The organism is Shewanella salipaludis, assembly GCF_012911865.1.
GTDB lineage: Bacteria > Pseudomonadota > Gammaproteobacteria > Enterobacterales > Shewanellaceae > Shewanella > Shewanella salipaludis.
In genome coordinates, this window is sequence record NZ_JAAXYH010000011.1 from 49,841 (window position 1) to 67,751 (window position 17,911).

At 57.0% G+C, this 17,911-nt stretch carries 7 protein-coding genes; 6 read left to right on the forward strand and 1 reads right to left on the reverse strand.

All coding sequences use genetic code 11. The annotated features are described in order from the left end of the window. Positions 1–120: 120 nt before the first annotated feature. Positions 121–906 carry an HNH endonuclease gene (locus HC757_RS14290; protein ID WP_169565056.1) on the reverse strand — a complete coding sequence of 262 codons (786 nt, stop codon included), beginning with the start codon at positions 904–906 and terminating at the stop codon, positions 121–123. 250 nt (positions 907–1,156) lie between these two features. Between HC757_RS14290 and HC757_RS14295 the strand changes: the two genes are divergently transcribed. The 6 genes from HC757_RS14295 to HC757_RS14320 all read left to right on the forward strand — a co-directional run bounded on the left by HC757_RS14295 (position 1,157) and on the right by HC757_RS14320 (position 17,910). Further along, positions 1,157–3,823, forward strand: coding sequence for a YHYH protein (locus HC757_RS14295; RefSeq protein WP_169565057.1), 2,667 nt, complete (start codon positions 1,157–1,159; stop codon positions 3,821–3,823). Between the two features lie 89 nt (positions 3,824–3,912). Continuing rightward, the gene (locus tag HC757_RS14300; RefSeq protein WP_169565058.1) at positions 3,913–4,569 is read left to right on the forward strand and encodes a hypothetical protein; all 657 of its coding nucleotides are present in this window, start codon (positions 3,913–3,915) and stop codon (positions 4,567–4,569) included. Positions 4,570–4,730: 161 nt separating this feature from the next. Continuing rightward, positions 4,731–7,955 carry a two-component regulator propeller domain-containing protein gene (locus HC757_RS14305; RefSeq protein WP_169565059.1) on the forward strand — a complete coding sequence of 1,075 codons (3,225 nt, stop codon included), beginning with the start codon at positions 4,731–4,733 and terminating at the stop codon, positions 7,953–7,955. An 81-nt stretch (positions 7,956–8,036) separates the two neighbouring features. After that, positions 8,037–8,705 (forward strand): response regulator, encoded by a 669-nt coding sequence (locus tag HC757_RS14310; protein ID WP_169565060.1) that lies wholly within the window; start codon positions 8,037–8,039, stop codon positions 8,703–8,705. 239 nt (positions 8,706–8,944) lie between these two features. Beyond that, positions 8,945–10,279 carry a sensor histidine kinase gene (locus HC757_RS14315; protein WP_169565061.1) on the forward strand — a complete coding sequence of 445 codons (1,335 nt, stop codon included), beginning with the start codon at positions 8,945–8,947 and terminating at the stop codon, positions 10,277–10,279. Positions 10,280–10,392: 113 nt separating this feature from the next. Further along, complete coding sequence (locus HC757_RS14320) at positions 10,393–17,910, forward strand: Ig-like domain-containing protein (RefSeq protein WP_169565062.1); 7,518 nt, start codon at positions 10,393–10,395, stop codon at positions 17,908–17,910. Position 17,911: the final 1 nt, after the last annotated feature.

Here is a 17,911-nt window from a genome sequence, read left to right on the forward strand (position 1 = left end):
TGGGTCTTCGCTCTTGTCTGGGTCGAGTCAATTTTTACTCAACACTGCCGCTATCTTTAGCGGGATTGTAGAGTATTTGGCAGCAATATGGATCATGCGGCCTATGGGTCCAGCTTGAGCCTAGCGCTGCTTATGAAAGATTTCGCTCCTGTGGTGCTGAAGAAAAATGGGATTGGGTAGATGTTTACTCGGATTGGTAATAGGTTTGCCTTCATAGGGTTCGAAGCTGTTAGCAAGGTAGTCGTTGCTACTGTTTAAAAGTTTTGGCGACAGCATGAGCTCCAGATGTTCGTTTAAGCTGATGAGTCCCTTGTCAAAGGCGGCATCGTGCAGACTCGAGAGGCATAGGCCATTGCTTGGGTTTAGTCTTTGCTGTGGATCTCGGCTCCAGGGCACTATATGACTGGCGATCAGTAGCTCAGGAATGTCGATGCCCGTGATGCAACAACGAAAGTCGTAGGCGCTAAGGACGACAGCGCGAAACTGCTGCTGACCGACGCGGGTTTTGATTGTCGCTAGCTTTTCTTGGCCATGAAAGTCATCAAGCTCAAGGCTCGGGTCGGGGCAGACGGCCTCAGCCTCAGGGGACTGAAGCTTGTTGATTTTATTGAACGCCTCGCTGGCATTGAAGAAAAAGTTTTCCCAATCCCGAGTCATCTCCTGCCACATTTCCCTATCGGCTTTAGCGGCGCCGGAGAGGCCCGAGCGTCCGCTCGCCGTAATGCTGGGATCGCAACTGGCGATGTTCGCCATCTTCATGGATAAAGAGGAGGGCGTTCGGCCCATCAGTTTGGCGGTATTGATAATCTCGGGATTGCGATGGCTGATTTTACCAAAGGGAGTTTGGTTATAGAAGTGGAAAGCAACCAACAACTCGTCCCGCGTCCAGCTGCGTCTCTCTGTCATGTTCTTTCCTTGGATTATCCGAGTGTCATTGCTGATTATCTTGTTAACTTAAAAGGAAATTCAACTGCTAATTTGAATCGAGTGATTCGCTTTAGGTAAAAGGTGTGTTTGATTTGGCAGGCTAGTGCGTAAAATTTATCGTCAAATCCGCAATTGCATTTTTCCTGCACATTAGCCCTCTAGAGTGTGCCTAAGGCATGAGCGCCATGCTCATTCTCTTTCCCTTGCATTCGAATCATAGAGGTGGTCAATGTCCAGAAAATTACTCTTTCCCCTGCTGGTGGCGGCGGTATTGACCGCCTGTGGCGGCGGTGACGGTGCCGGTGACAGCACTCAGGATAACGGCAGTGGCGCAGGTACAGGTGGCACTGGCACAGGTGGCACAGGTGGTACCGGCGGCGGTACGGGCACGGGCAGCAGCGATAGCCCGACTCTGACCCAGGGGCCGGCCAGCGTGGAACTGGCCAACCTGTTTTCTGCCGGCAGCCGGGTGGCCGCGCTGGGGCGCAGCTTCGACGGCGATGGTACATCCTGGCTGGTACCGGCCGAGGTGCGTTATCAGGACAATACAGTGCCCATGGCGAGCGATCTCTACAACGCTTACGTTTCCGGTCACAGCTATGCCGATTCGGCGGCCGCCGTTGCCGCCCTGGATGCCAATGGCAGCGACATAGTGGAGATTGACGCCGATGGTGAGGTGATAAGCGCCTTTATCTTCGCCGACAATTACTTCGAGCTGTACGTGAACGGCATCGCCATCGCCAAGGATCCCGTGCCCTTTACCGAGTTCAACTCCAACATAGTGCGTTTTCGGGTCAAGCAGCCCTTTACGGTGGCCATGCATCTGGTGGACTGGGAAGAAAACCTGGGCACAGGCACAGAGAACAACCAGGGCAGCAGCTTCCATCCCGGCGACGGCGGCATGGTGGCCCTGTTCAAGGATGCCGGCGGCAACATCATAGGCAAGACAGACAGCAGCTGGAAGGCGCAAACCTTCTATACCGCGCCCATCACGGACACGGCTTGTCTGAGCCAGAGCGCCGGGCTGCGCGCCAGCAGCAGCTGTGCCACCACGGCCCCCTCGGACATAGCCACTGTCTATGCCGCCCACTGGGCCGTGCCGGAAAACTGGGCCGCGAGCGACTTCGATGATTCGCTCTGGCCAAACGCCTACAGCTACAGCAACACCACTGTCGGGGTCGACAACAAACCTGCCTACACCCAATTTACCGATCTGTTCGATAACAGCGCGAGCGACGCCCAGTTTATCTGGAGCAGCAACCTTATCCTGGATAACCAGGTGCTGGTGCGGGCCATCATAGGCAGTTCCGGCTCAGGTACTGGCACGGGCAGCGGCTCCTCAGGGGACTTTTTCCTGAGCAGTCAGGCGCTGAAATCCAAGCTGATAATGCCACTCAGCGCCACCTGCGAGGGGGCGGACAATGGCAAGATGCTGCCGCTTTCCTGGGAGAATGCCCCCGAGGGCACCCAGTCGTTTGCCCTGGCCATGTACACCTTCCCCAATCCAAGCGACACAGATTTTGCCGGTGCCCACTACTACCAGATCCAGTACGACATTCCTGCCGCCACCACGGCCTTGAGCGAGGGGGATCACGGCACCGGGCTGTACGGCATCAACTCGGTGAACGGTCAGCAGTCTTATTCCGCGCCCTGCTCCCAGGGGGCGGCTGAGCACACCTATATCCTCAGTCTCTATGCCCTGTCGGCCCCTGTGGGCAGCCTGGGATTAACCGCCGCCAGCACGGATCTGGTTGCCCTGGAAAACGCCATCGCAGACAAAGTGCTGGGCAGCAGCAGCCTGCACATGACCCGGGTGCGCTATAACCCCAACAACGACGAGCATGTACCGACCAGCACCCCCAGCGACTGCGCCACCAAGTCGGCGGCCTTCGAGGATTATGCCGGTCTGGTGTCGGTCAGCTGTGACAGCAGCACAATGACGGTGAATACCCTGGTGGGCCTGCCGGATCGCTCGCAATTGGATGTCGACAAGGCCAACGTCGGCACTCATTCCTGGATAGGCCGGGTGCCGCTGCCGCAACAGCCCAGCTGGTCCGTGCCTCTGGCGCCCCAATATCTGGCAAGCACCGGCAGCAACCTCAACATTCACCACCCCATAGGCATAGCGGTCGATGGCGTGCCTATTCTGCACTACGCCAAGGAGAACAGCCCGGACGAGGTAGCGCAGTTGGGCCAGGACTACAGCAGCCGCGATACTGTGCTGTTGGGCGAAGTGGATCAGTGCGGCGCCCATGCCGGCAACGGCGAGGACTACCACTACCATTATGCGCCCCTGTGTCTGATGGATACCCAGGATCCCTCCAAACCTCTGGCCTACATGTTTGACGGCATACCCCTGTACTTCGGCACCGGCGGCGGCCAGCTGACCAGCGGCGGCGTCAACTACGGCGGCGGACGCTACACGAATTTGGATTACAGACCGCAGAAGGTGAAAACCGGCGAGCGGCCGCTGGATGAGTGCAACGCCTACGATCTGCACGGCGACGGCAGCGAGTATGTGTACTACTCAAGCGCAACCGCGCCCTACACCATAGGCTGCTATCGCGCCGAGGCCAGCCAGGCCACGGCCATGCAGACGGTCGCGGCCCACTGGGAAAACGAGCGTCTGCAAGACTTCACCTTCGGCACAGAAGTGGAACTGACGGACTACGACACCCTGAGTCTGAACGGTGCCACCTGGACCTATATCGAAGTGACCCCGAGCGCGGACAATAGCCATATTCCCGCCGGCAACGTCGCCATGATCCTCTATCGGCCTCTGGTGTCCGGCGAGTCCGGTTACCAGGCAGGCAAGGACTGCTACCGCTTCCGTTACCGCTTGGACAAGAATGACAGCACGGGCAGCGATGATCTGGTGACCGCCCACTGTCGTTAGACCTGAGCCGTTAAACAGGGCGCCCTTAACCTGGCGTCCTTGAAGCGGCCAGACAAGGAATCGGCATCGATAAACGGGAGAACAAATGAATGATGAAGAAACATATATTGCCACTGCTCGCCCTCTGCGCCGGCCTGATCTCCATGACAGGCGCCAGTGCACATGGACTCAACATGACCTCGGCCAACATCACCCTTAGGCAGCACAACCACCTGTCGCTGAGTGTGTCGACCTCGCTGACGGCGCTGTTTCAGCGGCTGGAGTGGCAGGGCAAGCCTGCGTCGATAGCCCATCTGGTGGCCGATGAGGCCAAACTGGCGGAATTTCACCGCCAACTGGTGCAAGTCTTTGCCGAGCAACTGACCGTCGCCATAGATGGCCAGCCGCTGGAAAGCCGCCAGACCCGGGCCCCCAGCCAGGCACAGTTGAGGCAGCGGCTGGAGGAGGAAATCGCCGAGGCTTTGCTGCCTCCGGCCCACACAGCAGTACATGCAGCTCATGGACAAGCGCCACACGAGGACATGTCACATGAGCCACTCTCTCACGAGCCACTGTCTCATGAGGAGTATCAGACCCTGGTGATCCATATCGACGGTTTCATGCCGCGCGCCGCCAAGGCCGAAATGCTCAATGTCCACTTTCCACCAGCCCTGGGGCCAGTGCTGACCAACTACAGCGAGCCGCGCAGCCAAACCCTGACCCCGGGGGCCGATGGCAGCAGCCTGAAGATAGGACTCAAGCACTGATGCATTAAGGTCCGAAGGCACAGGTGCAGACCTGCCGGCCGCCGGGTTTCCCGGTGGCCGGATAACCTTCCCCGACCTATCCCACCTTTCCCCGGCCGCCTGAACAAGGTATCTTGGCCTGAATAAAAGAGGATCCCACTTAATAGTCCCAAAAGAAGAATATGCATTTGAAACCATACTTACGTCTTGCCCTGCTTTGGCTGACATGCCTGCTGTTTTCCGGACAGGCCCCGGCCTACAGTGCCGGGCTGTTCACACCGCCGCTGTTCAGTGTCGAGGCCAACCGCAAGCTGCCAAACAAGGAGATCCTCAAGCTGGAAACCGATGCCCGGGGCTTTATCTGGGTGGGAACCCGCAGGGGCGTGTATCGTTTCGACGGCTATGAATATCAGCCACTGAAGGCGGTTAATGGCCTGGAACTGTCAAAACTGCATGTGCGTTCCCTGCTTGCCGATGGCAACTTTTTGTGGATTGGTACCATGACCCAAGGCGTGTACCGGGTCGACCTGACCAGTTTGCAGGCAACAAGGTTTTCCCGTGCGCCTGACGCGCCGGGCACCATAGGCGGCAATCAGGTCAATGCCATCAAAAAAGACCGCCAAGGCCGGCTCTGGTTTGCCCATGACTATGGCCTGGACCGCTGGGATTGGGCATCGGCAAGCTTCCAGCCCTTTCGCTCCCTCGATAAGCCAAGTGAGCGTTATTACAATTACTTGCTGGATATCGAATTTGATGCCAATGACGACATGTGGCTCTCCACGGCCATGGGACTGGCAACGTTGGCTAAAGGCACTGACAGTTTTGCGCTTTTCGCCCACGAGGGGGAGCTGTTGCACAAGGTGGTGCTGCGCAGACTCTTGCTTGCCAGCGATGGCCGCCTCTGGCTTGCCAGCCAAAACCAGGGTTCTTACATACTGGATCCCGTCACCCGCGAGGTGATTCACGTCAACGAAGGCGACGATCGGGGCAACGCCATCAACACAGGCATAGCCGAAACCTTTGGAGCCGATGGCAGCCGCCGCATTTGGCTCAGCGGCACCAAAGGGGTGGAGATGCGCGACGGCAAAACCGGCAGGCTTATCAAGCTGCTGCAGGGAAATTTATCGGACCGTCATGGACTTGCCGGGGATATAGTTTATTCGATAACCAGCTCGGCATCGGGCACACTCTGGCTTGGGGTACTGGGGGAAGGACTTCAATATCATCCCCCCCAGGCGGCGGGCTTTGCCTTTTTCGACCGGTTTTCTCCCACACTCAAAGATCTCTTCTCCTCTTTTATCCATGATGTGGTGAACATGGGCAAGGGCGAATTGCTGATACTGACAGAGCAGCAGGCCGCCAGATTGAACCTTAACGATGGCAGCTTAAGCCCTTTCAGTAGCGATGAGCGCACATTGCAAAAACTGCTGGTCACAGGAGTCAAAGACAACCGGGGCGAGTATTGGTTTGGCGGCGACAGCGGCAACCTTGTCCATACCAATGCCAAGGGTGAGTGGTTACAGGAATTGGCGCTGCCGCTGACCAAAAATCAGGGCACCTTTGTGAAGAGTCTGGCCCTGGGACCCGACGGGGTGCTTTGGGCCGGCAGCGACCGGGGGCTGGTAAAGGTCTCCCTCAGCAACCAGGACGTCTGGCCGTTGAAAAACGCCGATGGCAGCCCCTTCATCAGCTTTGTACGTTGTCTCTTCCTGGACCGGCAAAATCGTTTGTGGGTCGGCACACAGGGTGGGCTTGGACTGGTCTTGCCCGGCGCTGACAAGGTAACTATGTTCAAGCGGATTAGCGGCACCGATGGCAGCCTGCGCCACAATCAGATTAATCAAATCCTCAGTGACAGCCATGGCAACCTGTTGGTGGTTCACCCCGAGGGCATAGACAAGCTGACGCCGGCAAACATCAATGCAGTGGCCTTGGCAATGGGCCAAAGCCAAGATAAAGACAGCGGCGCCCTGCCGTACTTCAGCCCCTTTGCCGAGGGCATCACCGCCGGTATGACCGAACCCGCAAGATTGCTGGCTCTGGCCGATGGCCGCCTGTGGCTGGGTAACTCTTATCTGCTGGATACGAACGGCAAGCTGCTTGCCAAATTTCGTGAGCAGGAAGGCGCCCTCGATTTGGGTTGGGGCCGCAACAATGTGCCCGTCAGCGACAGGCAGTTTGTGCATGTCACCTCAAACAGCATGTTGTTGGTGGACAACAATGCCAGCCCAAGCCCCAGCACGCCGGCGGCCGTGGCCATTACTCAGTTACAGTTTGGCAGCAAAGCGCTCCCCTTCGATCCACTGGAGCCGATATTGGATGTGGGCGCCGATGAACAGCAGTTTTCAGTGCATTTTGCCAGCCCGGGGGCCACGGCACCGGATGAAGTCGAATACCGCTACCGCCTTGATGGTTATGACCGCGACTGGCTCAGCGCCCCTGCCGATATTCGCCTTGCCCGCTACACCTCGCTCTCGCCGGGTGATTACCTGCTGAGGTTGCAGGCAAGGGAGCAAGGCGCAAATTGGGGACCTGAGCTGCCCCTCAAGGTCAGCATAGCGCCCAAATACCATCAAACCCTGTGGTTTCGGCTGCTGGTGGCGGCCATCATCTTCTCGGGGCTCTATGGGCTGTTTCGCTGGCGCCTGGCACATGGTCGGCGCCGGCAACTGGCTCAATTTGAGCGTCGCGACGCGCTTAGAAAAGCCGAGATGCTGTCTGAATTGATGGAGCAGAAAAACCGGGTGCTGGCAGAAGTGAGCCACGACCTGCGAACTCCGCTGGCGATGATCAAATTGCAGCTTGAAGCCATGCAAGATGGGCTGCTGCAGAGCAGCGACGCCACCTTTGAATCGCTGATAAACAGCCTTGGTAACCTCAATCGCATGGTAGGAGACATAGTGCAGTTGTCCGCCCAGGAAGGCGCCAATCTCGCCATGAGCAAGCAGCCCATGGATCTGGGTCAGCTGCTGGAAGCGCAACTGGCCGCCTTTACCCCCCTGCTGGCACAAAAAGGCATTTCCGCGTCTCTGGTACGGGACACCAAGGAGCCACAATTCATACTGGCCGACAAGGACCGGCTGGAGCAGGTGCTTGGCAACTTGCTGAAGAACAGCTATCGCTACACGGCCATGGGTGGCCGGGTGCGGCTCAGCTTGAAAGCCGGGGCAAAGGAGATTGAGATCCGCATAGAAGACAGCGCCCCCGGCGTGCCGGAAACGGAACTTGAGCGTTTGTTTGAGCGCCTCTACCGCGGCAGCAGCGCTGAGGGCTCGGATGAGTCGGGTTCAGGGCTGGGACTGTGGATTTGCCGCGCCATAATTCAGGCCCATGGTGGGGTCATAGCTGCCGTCGCCTCGCCTTTGGGGGGATTATCCGTTAGCATCCTGTTACCACGTCAGGAATGAGTTGAGTATGAAGCCCGGCCGGGCAGCCGATAACGGCGCCAGGGCTCAGGCCAGCCCAGATTTGATAAAAAAGACGAGCCGATGACACACAAGGTTTTTATCGTAGAAGATGAGAAAAGCATCGCCGAGGTGATGCAGCTGTACCTGCAGGCCGAGGGACTCGAGACCCGGGTATTTCACGACGGCAATGCCGTGGTGGAGGCGGTGCGCAGCGAAGCTCCCAGCCTGATGCTGCTGGATCTGATGCTGCCGGGCAAGGACGGGCTGACCATTTGCCGTGAAGTGCGGGCCTTCTCCGAAGTGCACGTCATAATGACCACGGCCAAGGTCGAGGAAGTTGACCGCTTGTTGGGGCTGGATACAGGTGCCGACGACTATGTCTGCAAGCCTTACAGTGCCCGAGAGGTGGTCGCCAGGGTACGGGCCGTACTGCGCCGCCTCGACGGTCGCCTGACCTCGGCGGGCCCACAGTTGACAGTGGACGAGTCCAGCCTGACGCTCACCTATGGTGGTCACAAGGTGGTGCTGACGGCGCTGGAATTCAGGCTGTTCCATCTGCTCTACAGCCATCCCAACCGCATCTATTCCCGGGGGCAAATTCTCGACCTGCTCTACAGCGACTTTCGGGTCTTGTCCGAGCGCACGGTGGACAGCCATATACGCAACCTGCGCAAGAAGCTGGCACAGTTGGAGTCGCCCGCTGAGATGATCCGCTCCATCTACGGTCTGGGCTATCGTTTCGAGACTTAGCTTGGAGACCTGGTTTCGATACATGGTTTCAGGGCATGGTTTCAAGAGCTGGTTTCGAGAGCTGGTTTCGAGACATCAGATGCAGCGAACAATGACAGGCGAGTTCTGGAGGCCGGGGACAGAATTTCAGTAGCATCATAGGCAACTGCATATTCATTGCACATTGTTATGCTTTACTTCGGACCCTCCATTGGTTTATTACACTCTCAGTGGTGTTTTTGCATCAGCAAGGTAAAGGGATGTTCGATTTTTTACGTACCAGCCATATTTTAGGTCAGCCCCTTGCCGAGGATGGTATTGACCTCAGACGCAAGCGGGTGGTGCTCCATGGGCTGCTGCTGGCCATTATCCTGCTGCTGCTGGTGTTCACCTTTTACAACCAGCTGCGGGGCATGTGGCCCATAGCCCTGCTGGATGTCGTGGCCCTGCTGGCCTGCACCCTGGCCTATTTTCGCCTGCGCCGCAGCCAAGGCCAGACTGCGGAGCGGCAGACAAGCGTGCTGCAATCGACGGCGTTGCAGATAAGTCTGATCCTGATAGTGTTTCTCTGGGCCCTGGCCTGGCAGGGCCGGGCGGAAAACTTCATTCTGATCTGGACCTTATTCCTGCCTGTGTTCGTGTTCATGCTCAATGGCCGCGCTCTGGGTGCCGCCCTGGTGGCTGTGTTTTACCTGGTGCTGTTTGCCATGGCCTATAGCCATCTGGGGCAGTGGCAGGAGGGCGCCTGGAATCCGGTCAGCCTGATCCGTTTCGTACTGGCCTCCCTGGTCATGGTCTTTACCTGCTATTTCAGCGAGTTGACTCTCAACCGTGCCCATATTGAGCTGCAAAGGTCCCATGGGGAGGCCCAAAAATTGATGATGGAGCGCAATGCCCTGATGCTCGACACCTTGGCCAAACAGGAAAAACTGCTCACTGATGTGTCCCATGAACTGAGGACCCCGCTCAGTGTACTGAGGATGAAGCTGGAAGCGCTGCAGGATGGGGTCATGGCGCCGAGCAGCGCCAATCTCGAGGGACTGCTTAAACACATTCAGCAGCTGGATACCTTCATCTCTGACCTGTCCCGGGCCAGCAAGCTGGACCAGACCCGGCTCGACGGCAATGCGGTACGGGTAGAGCTGCAAGATTTCCTGCCCCGCTGGCTGGCCGGTTTTCAGGACAGTGCCGCGAAGAAGGGCTTGCAATTGACTCAAGAGCTTGCCCCGGGCGAGAGTTGCCCGGCACTCCTGGATGAGGCCAGCTTCGCGCTGGCGCTCGGCAAGTTGATGGAAAACAGCCTGCGCTATACCCGGGCGCCGGGCAGCATCAGCCTGGGTCTGCAGCGCCACAACGACACTATCATCATCACCCTGGAGGACAGCGCCCCCGGTGTGACTGCTGACCAGCTTGAGCGCCTGTTCGAGCCGCTGTTCCGTCTGGAGGATTCCCGCAGCCGCGACACGGGCGGCGCGGGTCTGGGCCTGTCCATGGCCAAATCCATCATCCAGGCGCACCGGGGCCAGATCCAGGCGGCTTTGTCTCCCCTGGGTGGCCTGCGTCTGTTGATCACCCTGCCGGCATTGGCGGACTGAGCCAGTGACGCTTTAGTACGACTTTTTCCTGCCGCTCCCCTGCATTCTGCATTTTTCCTGCACTTTTGCCTGTTTTAATGCGGGCTAGAAGATTCTATGCGGGGAAATACAGCATGATGCGTTTATTAGTTTGGATTCTGTTAATCGGCTTGTGCCCGGCACAGGGTCTGTTCGCAGCCAGTCTGACGAAGCAATTTACCCATGTTGATGGTAGTGCCCAGGATCTTGGTGTTGTCAATGACGCCGATAATCTGGTGTTTTTGCAGGCGATAGTGCCCAATACATCGGGTTTTGTCACTGAAGGTAACGGCAAATGGATTTATGCTACCAATGACGGCGAAACCCCGCCGAGCACTATAGCAGCCGGTATGCAGTTTAACGGCTCACCCGCGCTGCTGGGTATTCCGGCGGAAACGGGCACTTTAACTATCGGCGCCAATAACCAGATCGCCGACCTGTGGACCAATCGTATTTTCCAGCGCCCTGTGGTGTTTGTCAGCCTCGAAGACCCGAATCTAAACCCCGGGGTGAGCATAGTGCCTACGGCCCCCATTACCGCCGGTAATCAGTTTTTATTTGATGTGCGCCAGGCTACTGGCTTTGCCGCGGATTTAACCGGCGCCAAAGTGCACTATATGGTGGCCGAAGAAGGCTGGCACCGTTTGGTGGATGGCCGTATGTTGCTGATTTCAACAGCAGAGATAAAGCACACCGGCTTTAGCGGCCAAAGTATTGCGCTGGGTGCCAGCTTTACCGATGCGGTCACTGTGGCGCAATTGCAGCGCCCTATGTTGTATAAAAACAGCCTGGGATTTCGTCAGTTGGACGACGTGGCTGTGTATCAGGGCGCGACTGTTACCGAGGGCGTTGGCAATGTTGATAGCATTATGCTGCGCCTGATGCAGCAAACCAGTGTCGAACAGGCCAACAGTGATACGGTTTATGCCGGCCGGATTGGCTTTATGGTGTTGGGTGACATCAGCAGTATCGCCAATACCTTTAAAGTGGTCAGAGATACCAATACCAATATCCGCGGCGGCAGCTATTTAACGGTACCGCAAGCAAACTTTCAGTACTTCCCGCACAGTGCCGCCACATCACCCTTATTGAATCGGGCAGCCTGTGCCGAGGATGATGATGTGCAAAACTTTTGTGCTTATGTCTCTATGCCGGTAGATGCGATGAGCCGGGGTGTGTTTAATACACCACGTCTGCCCTATGTGAACAGCGAATATGAGCCGCTGGAAATGGAGCGTACCTTTTACTCTGAAGTGGAGTGGGATTGGGAGAGCGTCACTGAGCCGGAAATGCTGAACCCGGTTACTGACGCAGATCAGCAGCCTATTGTCGGTACGCTGGCAAAAATGTTTCCTAATTTTGTCGCGGATCGCGGCTGGGATGAGGTGCTATTTGGCAGCGACAATACCTGGCACTGGTTAGCGACCTATCACTACAATACCTGTGTGTTCGACAATGTGCACACCGCCTGCGTCGATTACGCACCGGGCAATAGGATTGTTGAAGACAACGATATTCAGTGGGTTGGCAGTGCCAATTGGGACAATTCGGATCCTCAGGTCGAATTTAAAGGCGGTGGCCACCCCGCTGCGACGCCGGCCCAGAATTTATTAGCCGTATACGAATATAACCGCAGAAGTTATGCCTCTTTTAAAGAACGCCTGACGCCACCGGATTGGGCGGCCAGTCAAACCCTCAGTTATTTGAATATCGACCGGACGACACAGGTTCATCGCATGCAGCTCAGCTATCAGAGAGCCAGTTACGATGAAACCATCGATTTGTTAGCCAAATATGCCGATACCTGGCAATTTATTGGCGTGAATGTGGAGGCTGCTTCAACCGAGTGGTATTGCGGTACCTGTGATGGCCCGCTGCCGGGCATAGACACCGGCGATTATAAAACGCAAGAATACTTTCATATTCAAGTGCCGGTTAACAGTAGTACTGATCGTATCGGGGAGTCGCCCTGGTACACACCTGGCAGCGTCCGGCCTCATGTCGATAAAGTAGGCCAAAAAATGCGCGTGGGCGACTATCTGTTTGCCAATATTGCGTACTCTGTTGATGCAACAAATTTTGTCTGGTTACGCTCGGCGACCGGGCAAGTCAGCGATGCAACTGTGGTTGCTACCAATGTGTTTGGTTATCAGGCTAAGGTGGATGATGGCAATGCCTTTGTCACCATGTGTATGACCTTTGAAAACAGCCAGCGTTGCGGTAACTGGATACAGATTGGCCAACTACCGCTGGCGACAGAGGTAAAAATCACTGCCGAGATGGGGCAACCTATTGCCGGTTTCGGATTGATAGGGCAGTACACTTATACCGCGCCTGATGCAGGCAACTACAGCCTGGAGTCACAAAGCCTGTACCTGTGGCAGCAGCTGCAAAATGCTAGCTGGACCACTATTGCCGGACAAACTGAACTCACTTTTGATCTGAATGTGGCTGCCGGTACGCAGATACGTTTCTGTGTGACGCCGCGCACGTTTGGTGGCGTGCTGGGCGAGCAGGTTTGTTCTGCCAGTGTAACTATGCAGCTGGATACTGACAGCGACGGCATCGCAGATGACAGAGATAATGATGATGATAATGATGGCAAACCTGACTGGGCAGATGCCTTCCCTACAGATGCCAGCGAATGGCTGGATACCGATCGTGACGGCATGGGTAACAATGCTGACACCGATGATGACAATGATGGTTTAAGTGATGCTGACGAAGTTTCGGCTGGGTCAGATCCGTTAATTCCGGATTCAGACGGCGACGGCGTGCTCGATGGCGTAGATCCGAGCCCGACTGTGGCGGGTGATTTAGCCGATTTTGACAATGACGGCATCGCCGATATTTATGATGAAGACCGCGACAACGATGGCGTGGTGGATTTTGTCTATCAGATAGAGGGCACAGCCGAATTACAAACCCTGGTTGATGAAAATGACGTGGTACTTAACTGGGCGCGTATCGATGACAATCCTTACCACGCATGTACTGCAAATCAAATTCAGGTTAGCAGCAATGCTGACAGTGGCCCGGGCACGCTTCGTCAGGCCATAGCGGATTTATGTGCCAGTGCACTTGGAGCAGATCTTAACACTATTACGTTTAACGGCCCGATGACGATCACGCTGCAGTCGCCTTTAGTGATCAGCAAGGGCATGAAGATTGATGGTAACAAAGAGGTTGTGCTCGATGGTCAAAACGCGACTGCCATTTTCGAAGTAGCATTGGTCGACAGGTTGACCAGTAGCCAATTTCCGCATCTGGTGGGGTTAACGCTGCGAAACGGTGCGAACGACGCCGAGGGCTATGGCAGTGCTATCCATATGTACTCTGCGTCATATTTATTGCTGGATTACAGCCTGATCGACAATATGGCAGCGCCCGCCATCGCAGGTGATAACTTCAAGCTTTATACCGATAATAGCCTGCTGGCCAACGTTAGCGGTGAGTATGCGGCTATCACGGCAGAGCAGGGCCATGTTGCGCTGTTCTCCAGCACCCTTTACAACAGCGAAGGTGGCGCGATAACCATCAGGGACAGCGGCACGGCGCAGCTACGCAACAGCCTGCTGTTAAAAGGCCCAACCGGCTCTACCCTGTGTAACGTTGAAACCTGGGAGCAGCAGACCGCCAGCTGGGTAGAAGACAGCGAGTGTGGTGTCACGTCAACCGGCTATGTGGAGCTGGCCGATCCGGACAATGGTGACTACCGGCCGGTGCCGGGCAGTGCCAATATCGATGCCGCTGAGGCCGGTGAATTAGATAGCGGGAAAGTCGACATATTGGGACAGCCACGCGTATCTGGCCTGTATGATGAAGCCGCGCCCGGCGGCCCGCTGTATCCGAAGATGGACATCGGCGCTATCGAATATGTGTTTGATGGCGACTTCGACAATGACGGTGTCGCCGATGGTCAGGATGCCTTCCCGAATGATCCGACCGAAACGCTTGATAGCGACAACGATGGCGTCGGTGATAACAGTGATGCTTTACCGAACGATCCGAACGAGCAGTTGGATACCGACAATGACGGTACCGGCAACAACGCCGATTTGGATGATGACGGCGATAACGTTGCCGACAGCGAAGACGCCTTCCCGTTGGATGCATCCGAGTGGCTGGATACAGATGCCGATGGCATTGGTAATAACGCCGATACCGATGACGACAACGACAATGTCCCGGACAGCGAAGACGCTTTCCCCCTGGACTCCACCGAAGCTGTCGACACAGATAGCGATGGCATAGGCAACAATGCCGACACAGATGACGATGGCGATGGTGTGTTGGATGCCGGCGATGCCTTCCCGCTGGATGCCAGCGAATGGCTGGATGCGGATCTCGACGGCATAGGTAACAATGCCGATCCGGACGACGATAACGACGGCGTGTTGGATATAGTCGATGCCTTCCCCTTTAACGCCGCCGAATGGCTCGATACGGATCTCGACGGTATAGGCAACAATGCCGATTTGGATGATGACAACGACGGTGTTGTAGACACGGAGGATGCCTTCCCACTGGACGCCTCCGAGTGGTTGGATACCGATGCCGATGGCATAGGCAATAATGCCGACAGCGACGATGATAACGACGGTGTCCTGGACAGCGGCGATGCCTTCCCTCTGGATGCTTCCGAGTGGCTGGATGCGGATCTCGACGGCACAGGCAATAACGCCGATCCCGATGATGACAACGACGGCGTGTTGGATATAGTCGATGCTTTCCCCTTCAATGCCACAGAATCCGTCGACACAGACTCCGACGGCATAGGCAACAACGCCGATCCGGATGACGACAACGACGGCGTATTAGACAGCGACGATGCCTTCCCGCTGGATGCCGCTGAAGCCATCGATTCCGATGCTGATGGCATAGGCAACAATGCGGATACTGACGATGATGGTGACGGTGTAGAAGACGCGGCCGATGCCTTCCCGCTGGATGCGACCGAGTCTGTCGACACAGACTCCGACGGCACAGGCAACAATGCCGATACGGACGATGACAACGACGGCGTAGTGGACAGCGAAGATGCCTTCCCGCTGGATGCCAGCGAAACTGTCGACACCGACCTCGACGGCATAGGCAACAACGCCGATACCGATGATGACAACGACGGTGTATTGGACAGCGAGGATGCCTTCCCGCAGGATGCTGCTGAGTCTGTGGATACAGACTTGGACGGAATAGGCAACAGTGTCGACAGCGATGATGACAACGACGGTGTAGTGGACACTGACGATGCCTTCCCGCTGGATGCTGCTGAGTTTGTCGATACAGACTCCGACGGCATAGGCAACAATGCCGATACGGATGATGACAACGACGGCGTGCTCGACAGCGAGGATGCCTTCCCGCTGGATGCAACAGAGTCTGTCGATACCGATGCCGACGGCATTGGCAACAATGCCGATCCGGATGACGACAACGACAGTATCAATGATGAAGATGACGCTGCGCCACTGGACCCCAGCATAGGGGATACCCACAAACCTGTGTTTGCCGAACTGGCGCCACTGACCTTTGAAGCCACGGGGCCTATGACAGCAGTAACCCTGTCAGAGCCTGTGGTGACAGATAACATCAGCACAGTGCTGACAATTAGCTCGGATCTGGCTGCAGAGCTGGCGCTGGGTGAACATGTCATCACCTGGACCGCAACAGATGTGGCCGGTAATCAGGCCACTGCCGAGCAGTTGGTGACGATTGTCGATACCAGGGCACCTGAGTTTGATGTGCTGGACACCTTGGTGGTTAACGCTACTGGCCGCTTGACCGATATCAGCGCGCTGTTGGATATCAGCGCCAGCGATCTGGTAGACGGTGATATCACCGCAGCGCTTAATGGCAGCAATGAGCTGGCAAGCGGCGCCCATGAGCTTGAGCTGAGTGCGACCGACAGTTCAGGCAATACCGCCACCACGACACTCAGCGTGCATATACTGCCGCAGCTTAAGTTGGCGCGGAGCATGACGGTTGAAGCCGGTGGCGATTATCAGCTGCCGCTGCAATTAACCGGCGAAGCGCCGGCGTATCCGGTTGATATCGGCTACTCACTTTGGGTCGATGGACAAGCGCTTAACTCGGCTACTGCAGCCATTTTGCAGGAGACTCAGGGCCAGTTAGCCGTCTCGGTACCGGCGAACCTGGATAGTAACGCTGCGGTTGTTGTGGTTATCGACAGCGTGACCAACGCCTTTATTTCAGCCGACACTGCAACACAATTAGTGCTGACCGAGCAGAACCTGGCGCCGACGCTAACGGCGAAAGTGCAGCAGCAGGGCACTGCCACCCGGCTGCTGGATCCGTTGGCCGGCATGGCACAAATCCGTGTTCAGGTACGCGATGTCAACGCCAATGACAGTCATAGCGTCGGCTTCCAGGTGGTGGATCAGGCCTTCGACGGCACTCTGACCCAGGATGGTCTGGGTCTGGAGTTTGACCCCAGCGTTCTTGCCCCCGGACGTTATGCCGTGGATGTGACAGTGACTGAAACCAACACCCCTGCACCGCTCAGTAGCAGCCGCCGTATTCGCTTCAGGGTGGATGCCCTGCCGGCGTTAAGCCCCACGACAGACAGCGACGGTGACGGCCTTGTCGACAGCGAGGAAGGTTACGGTGACAGCGATGGCGATGGTATTGCCGATTATCTGGATAATGACAGCGACGCCAGCAGCCTGCCGGTAAATAGCAGCACAGAGCCAATGCAAACCACAGCCGGTGTGCAGTTGGCACTGGGCAACATCACCGGCGCCATCATCACCGGCAGCGGCGCCGGCATGACCATGGCCGACCTGGCAGAGGCTGTGGCGACCGACAGCGCCGCCGCTGACAGCAGCGACAGCCACTTCAGCCAGGTGGCGGCCGTGCTCGACTTCACCCTGAGCGGCACCTTCCAGGCGGGGCAATCGGTGGCCGTGGTATTCCCACTGCCACGCGGCACTGCACTGCCGGAAGGCGCCATCTATCGTAAGTACACGCCGGAGCAAGGCTGGTATGACTTTGTCGAGGACGTCAGCAACGGCATCAGCTCGGCAAAGCTCAACGCCGAAGGCCAGTGCCCGCAAGTAGGCGCCGACAGTTTTGAGCCCGGCCTGGTGGCAGGCTCTCACTGCGTGCAACTGCTGTTGCAGGACGGCGGCCCCAACGATGCCGATGGAGTAGCCAACGGCGTGATTGAAGATCCGGGTGTGGTCAGCACCCAGGTGCAAAACGTCGCCCCCGTGGCGGTGGCGGATCTGGCCGAGGTTGCCGAGGGGCAGAGCCTGGTGATCGACGTGCTGGCCAATGACAGCGACGCCGACGGCGATGCCCTGACATTGGTCGAGGTCAGTGCCGAGCATGGCAGCGCTGTGGTGACCGCCGGCAACCGGCTGGAGTACACTGCCGAGCCGGGCTTCAGCGGCACAGCCACTGTCGGCTATCGGGTGAGTGACGGTTACGGCGGCATGGCCGAAGGCGTGGTGGAAGTGACAGTGACGGCGGCCGCTGTCGAGCCGGAGCCTGAACCAGAGCCAGAACCTGAGGCGGACAAGGGCGGCTCGCTGTCACTCTGGTCTGTGTGGCTCTTGGGGCTGCTGGGATGGCGCCGCAAGGCGGGCTAAC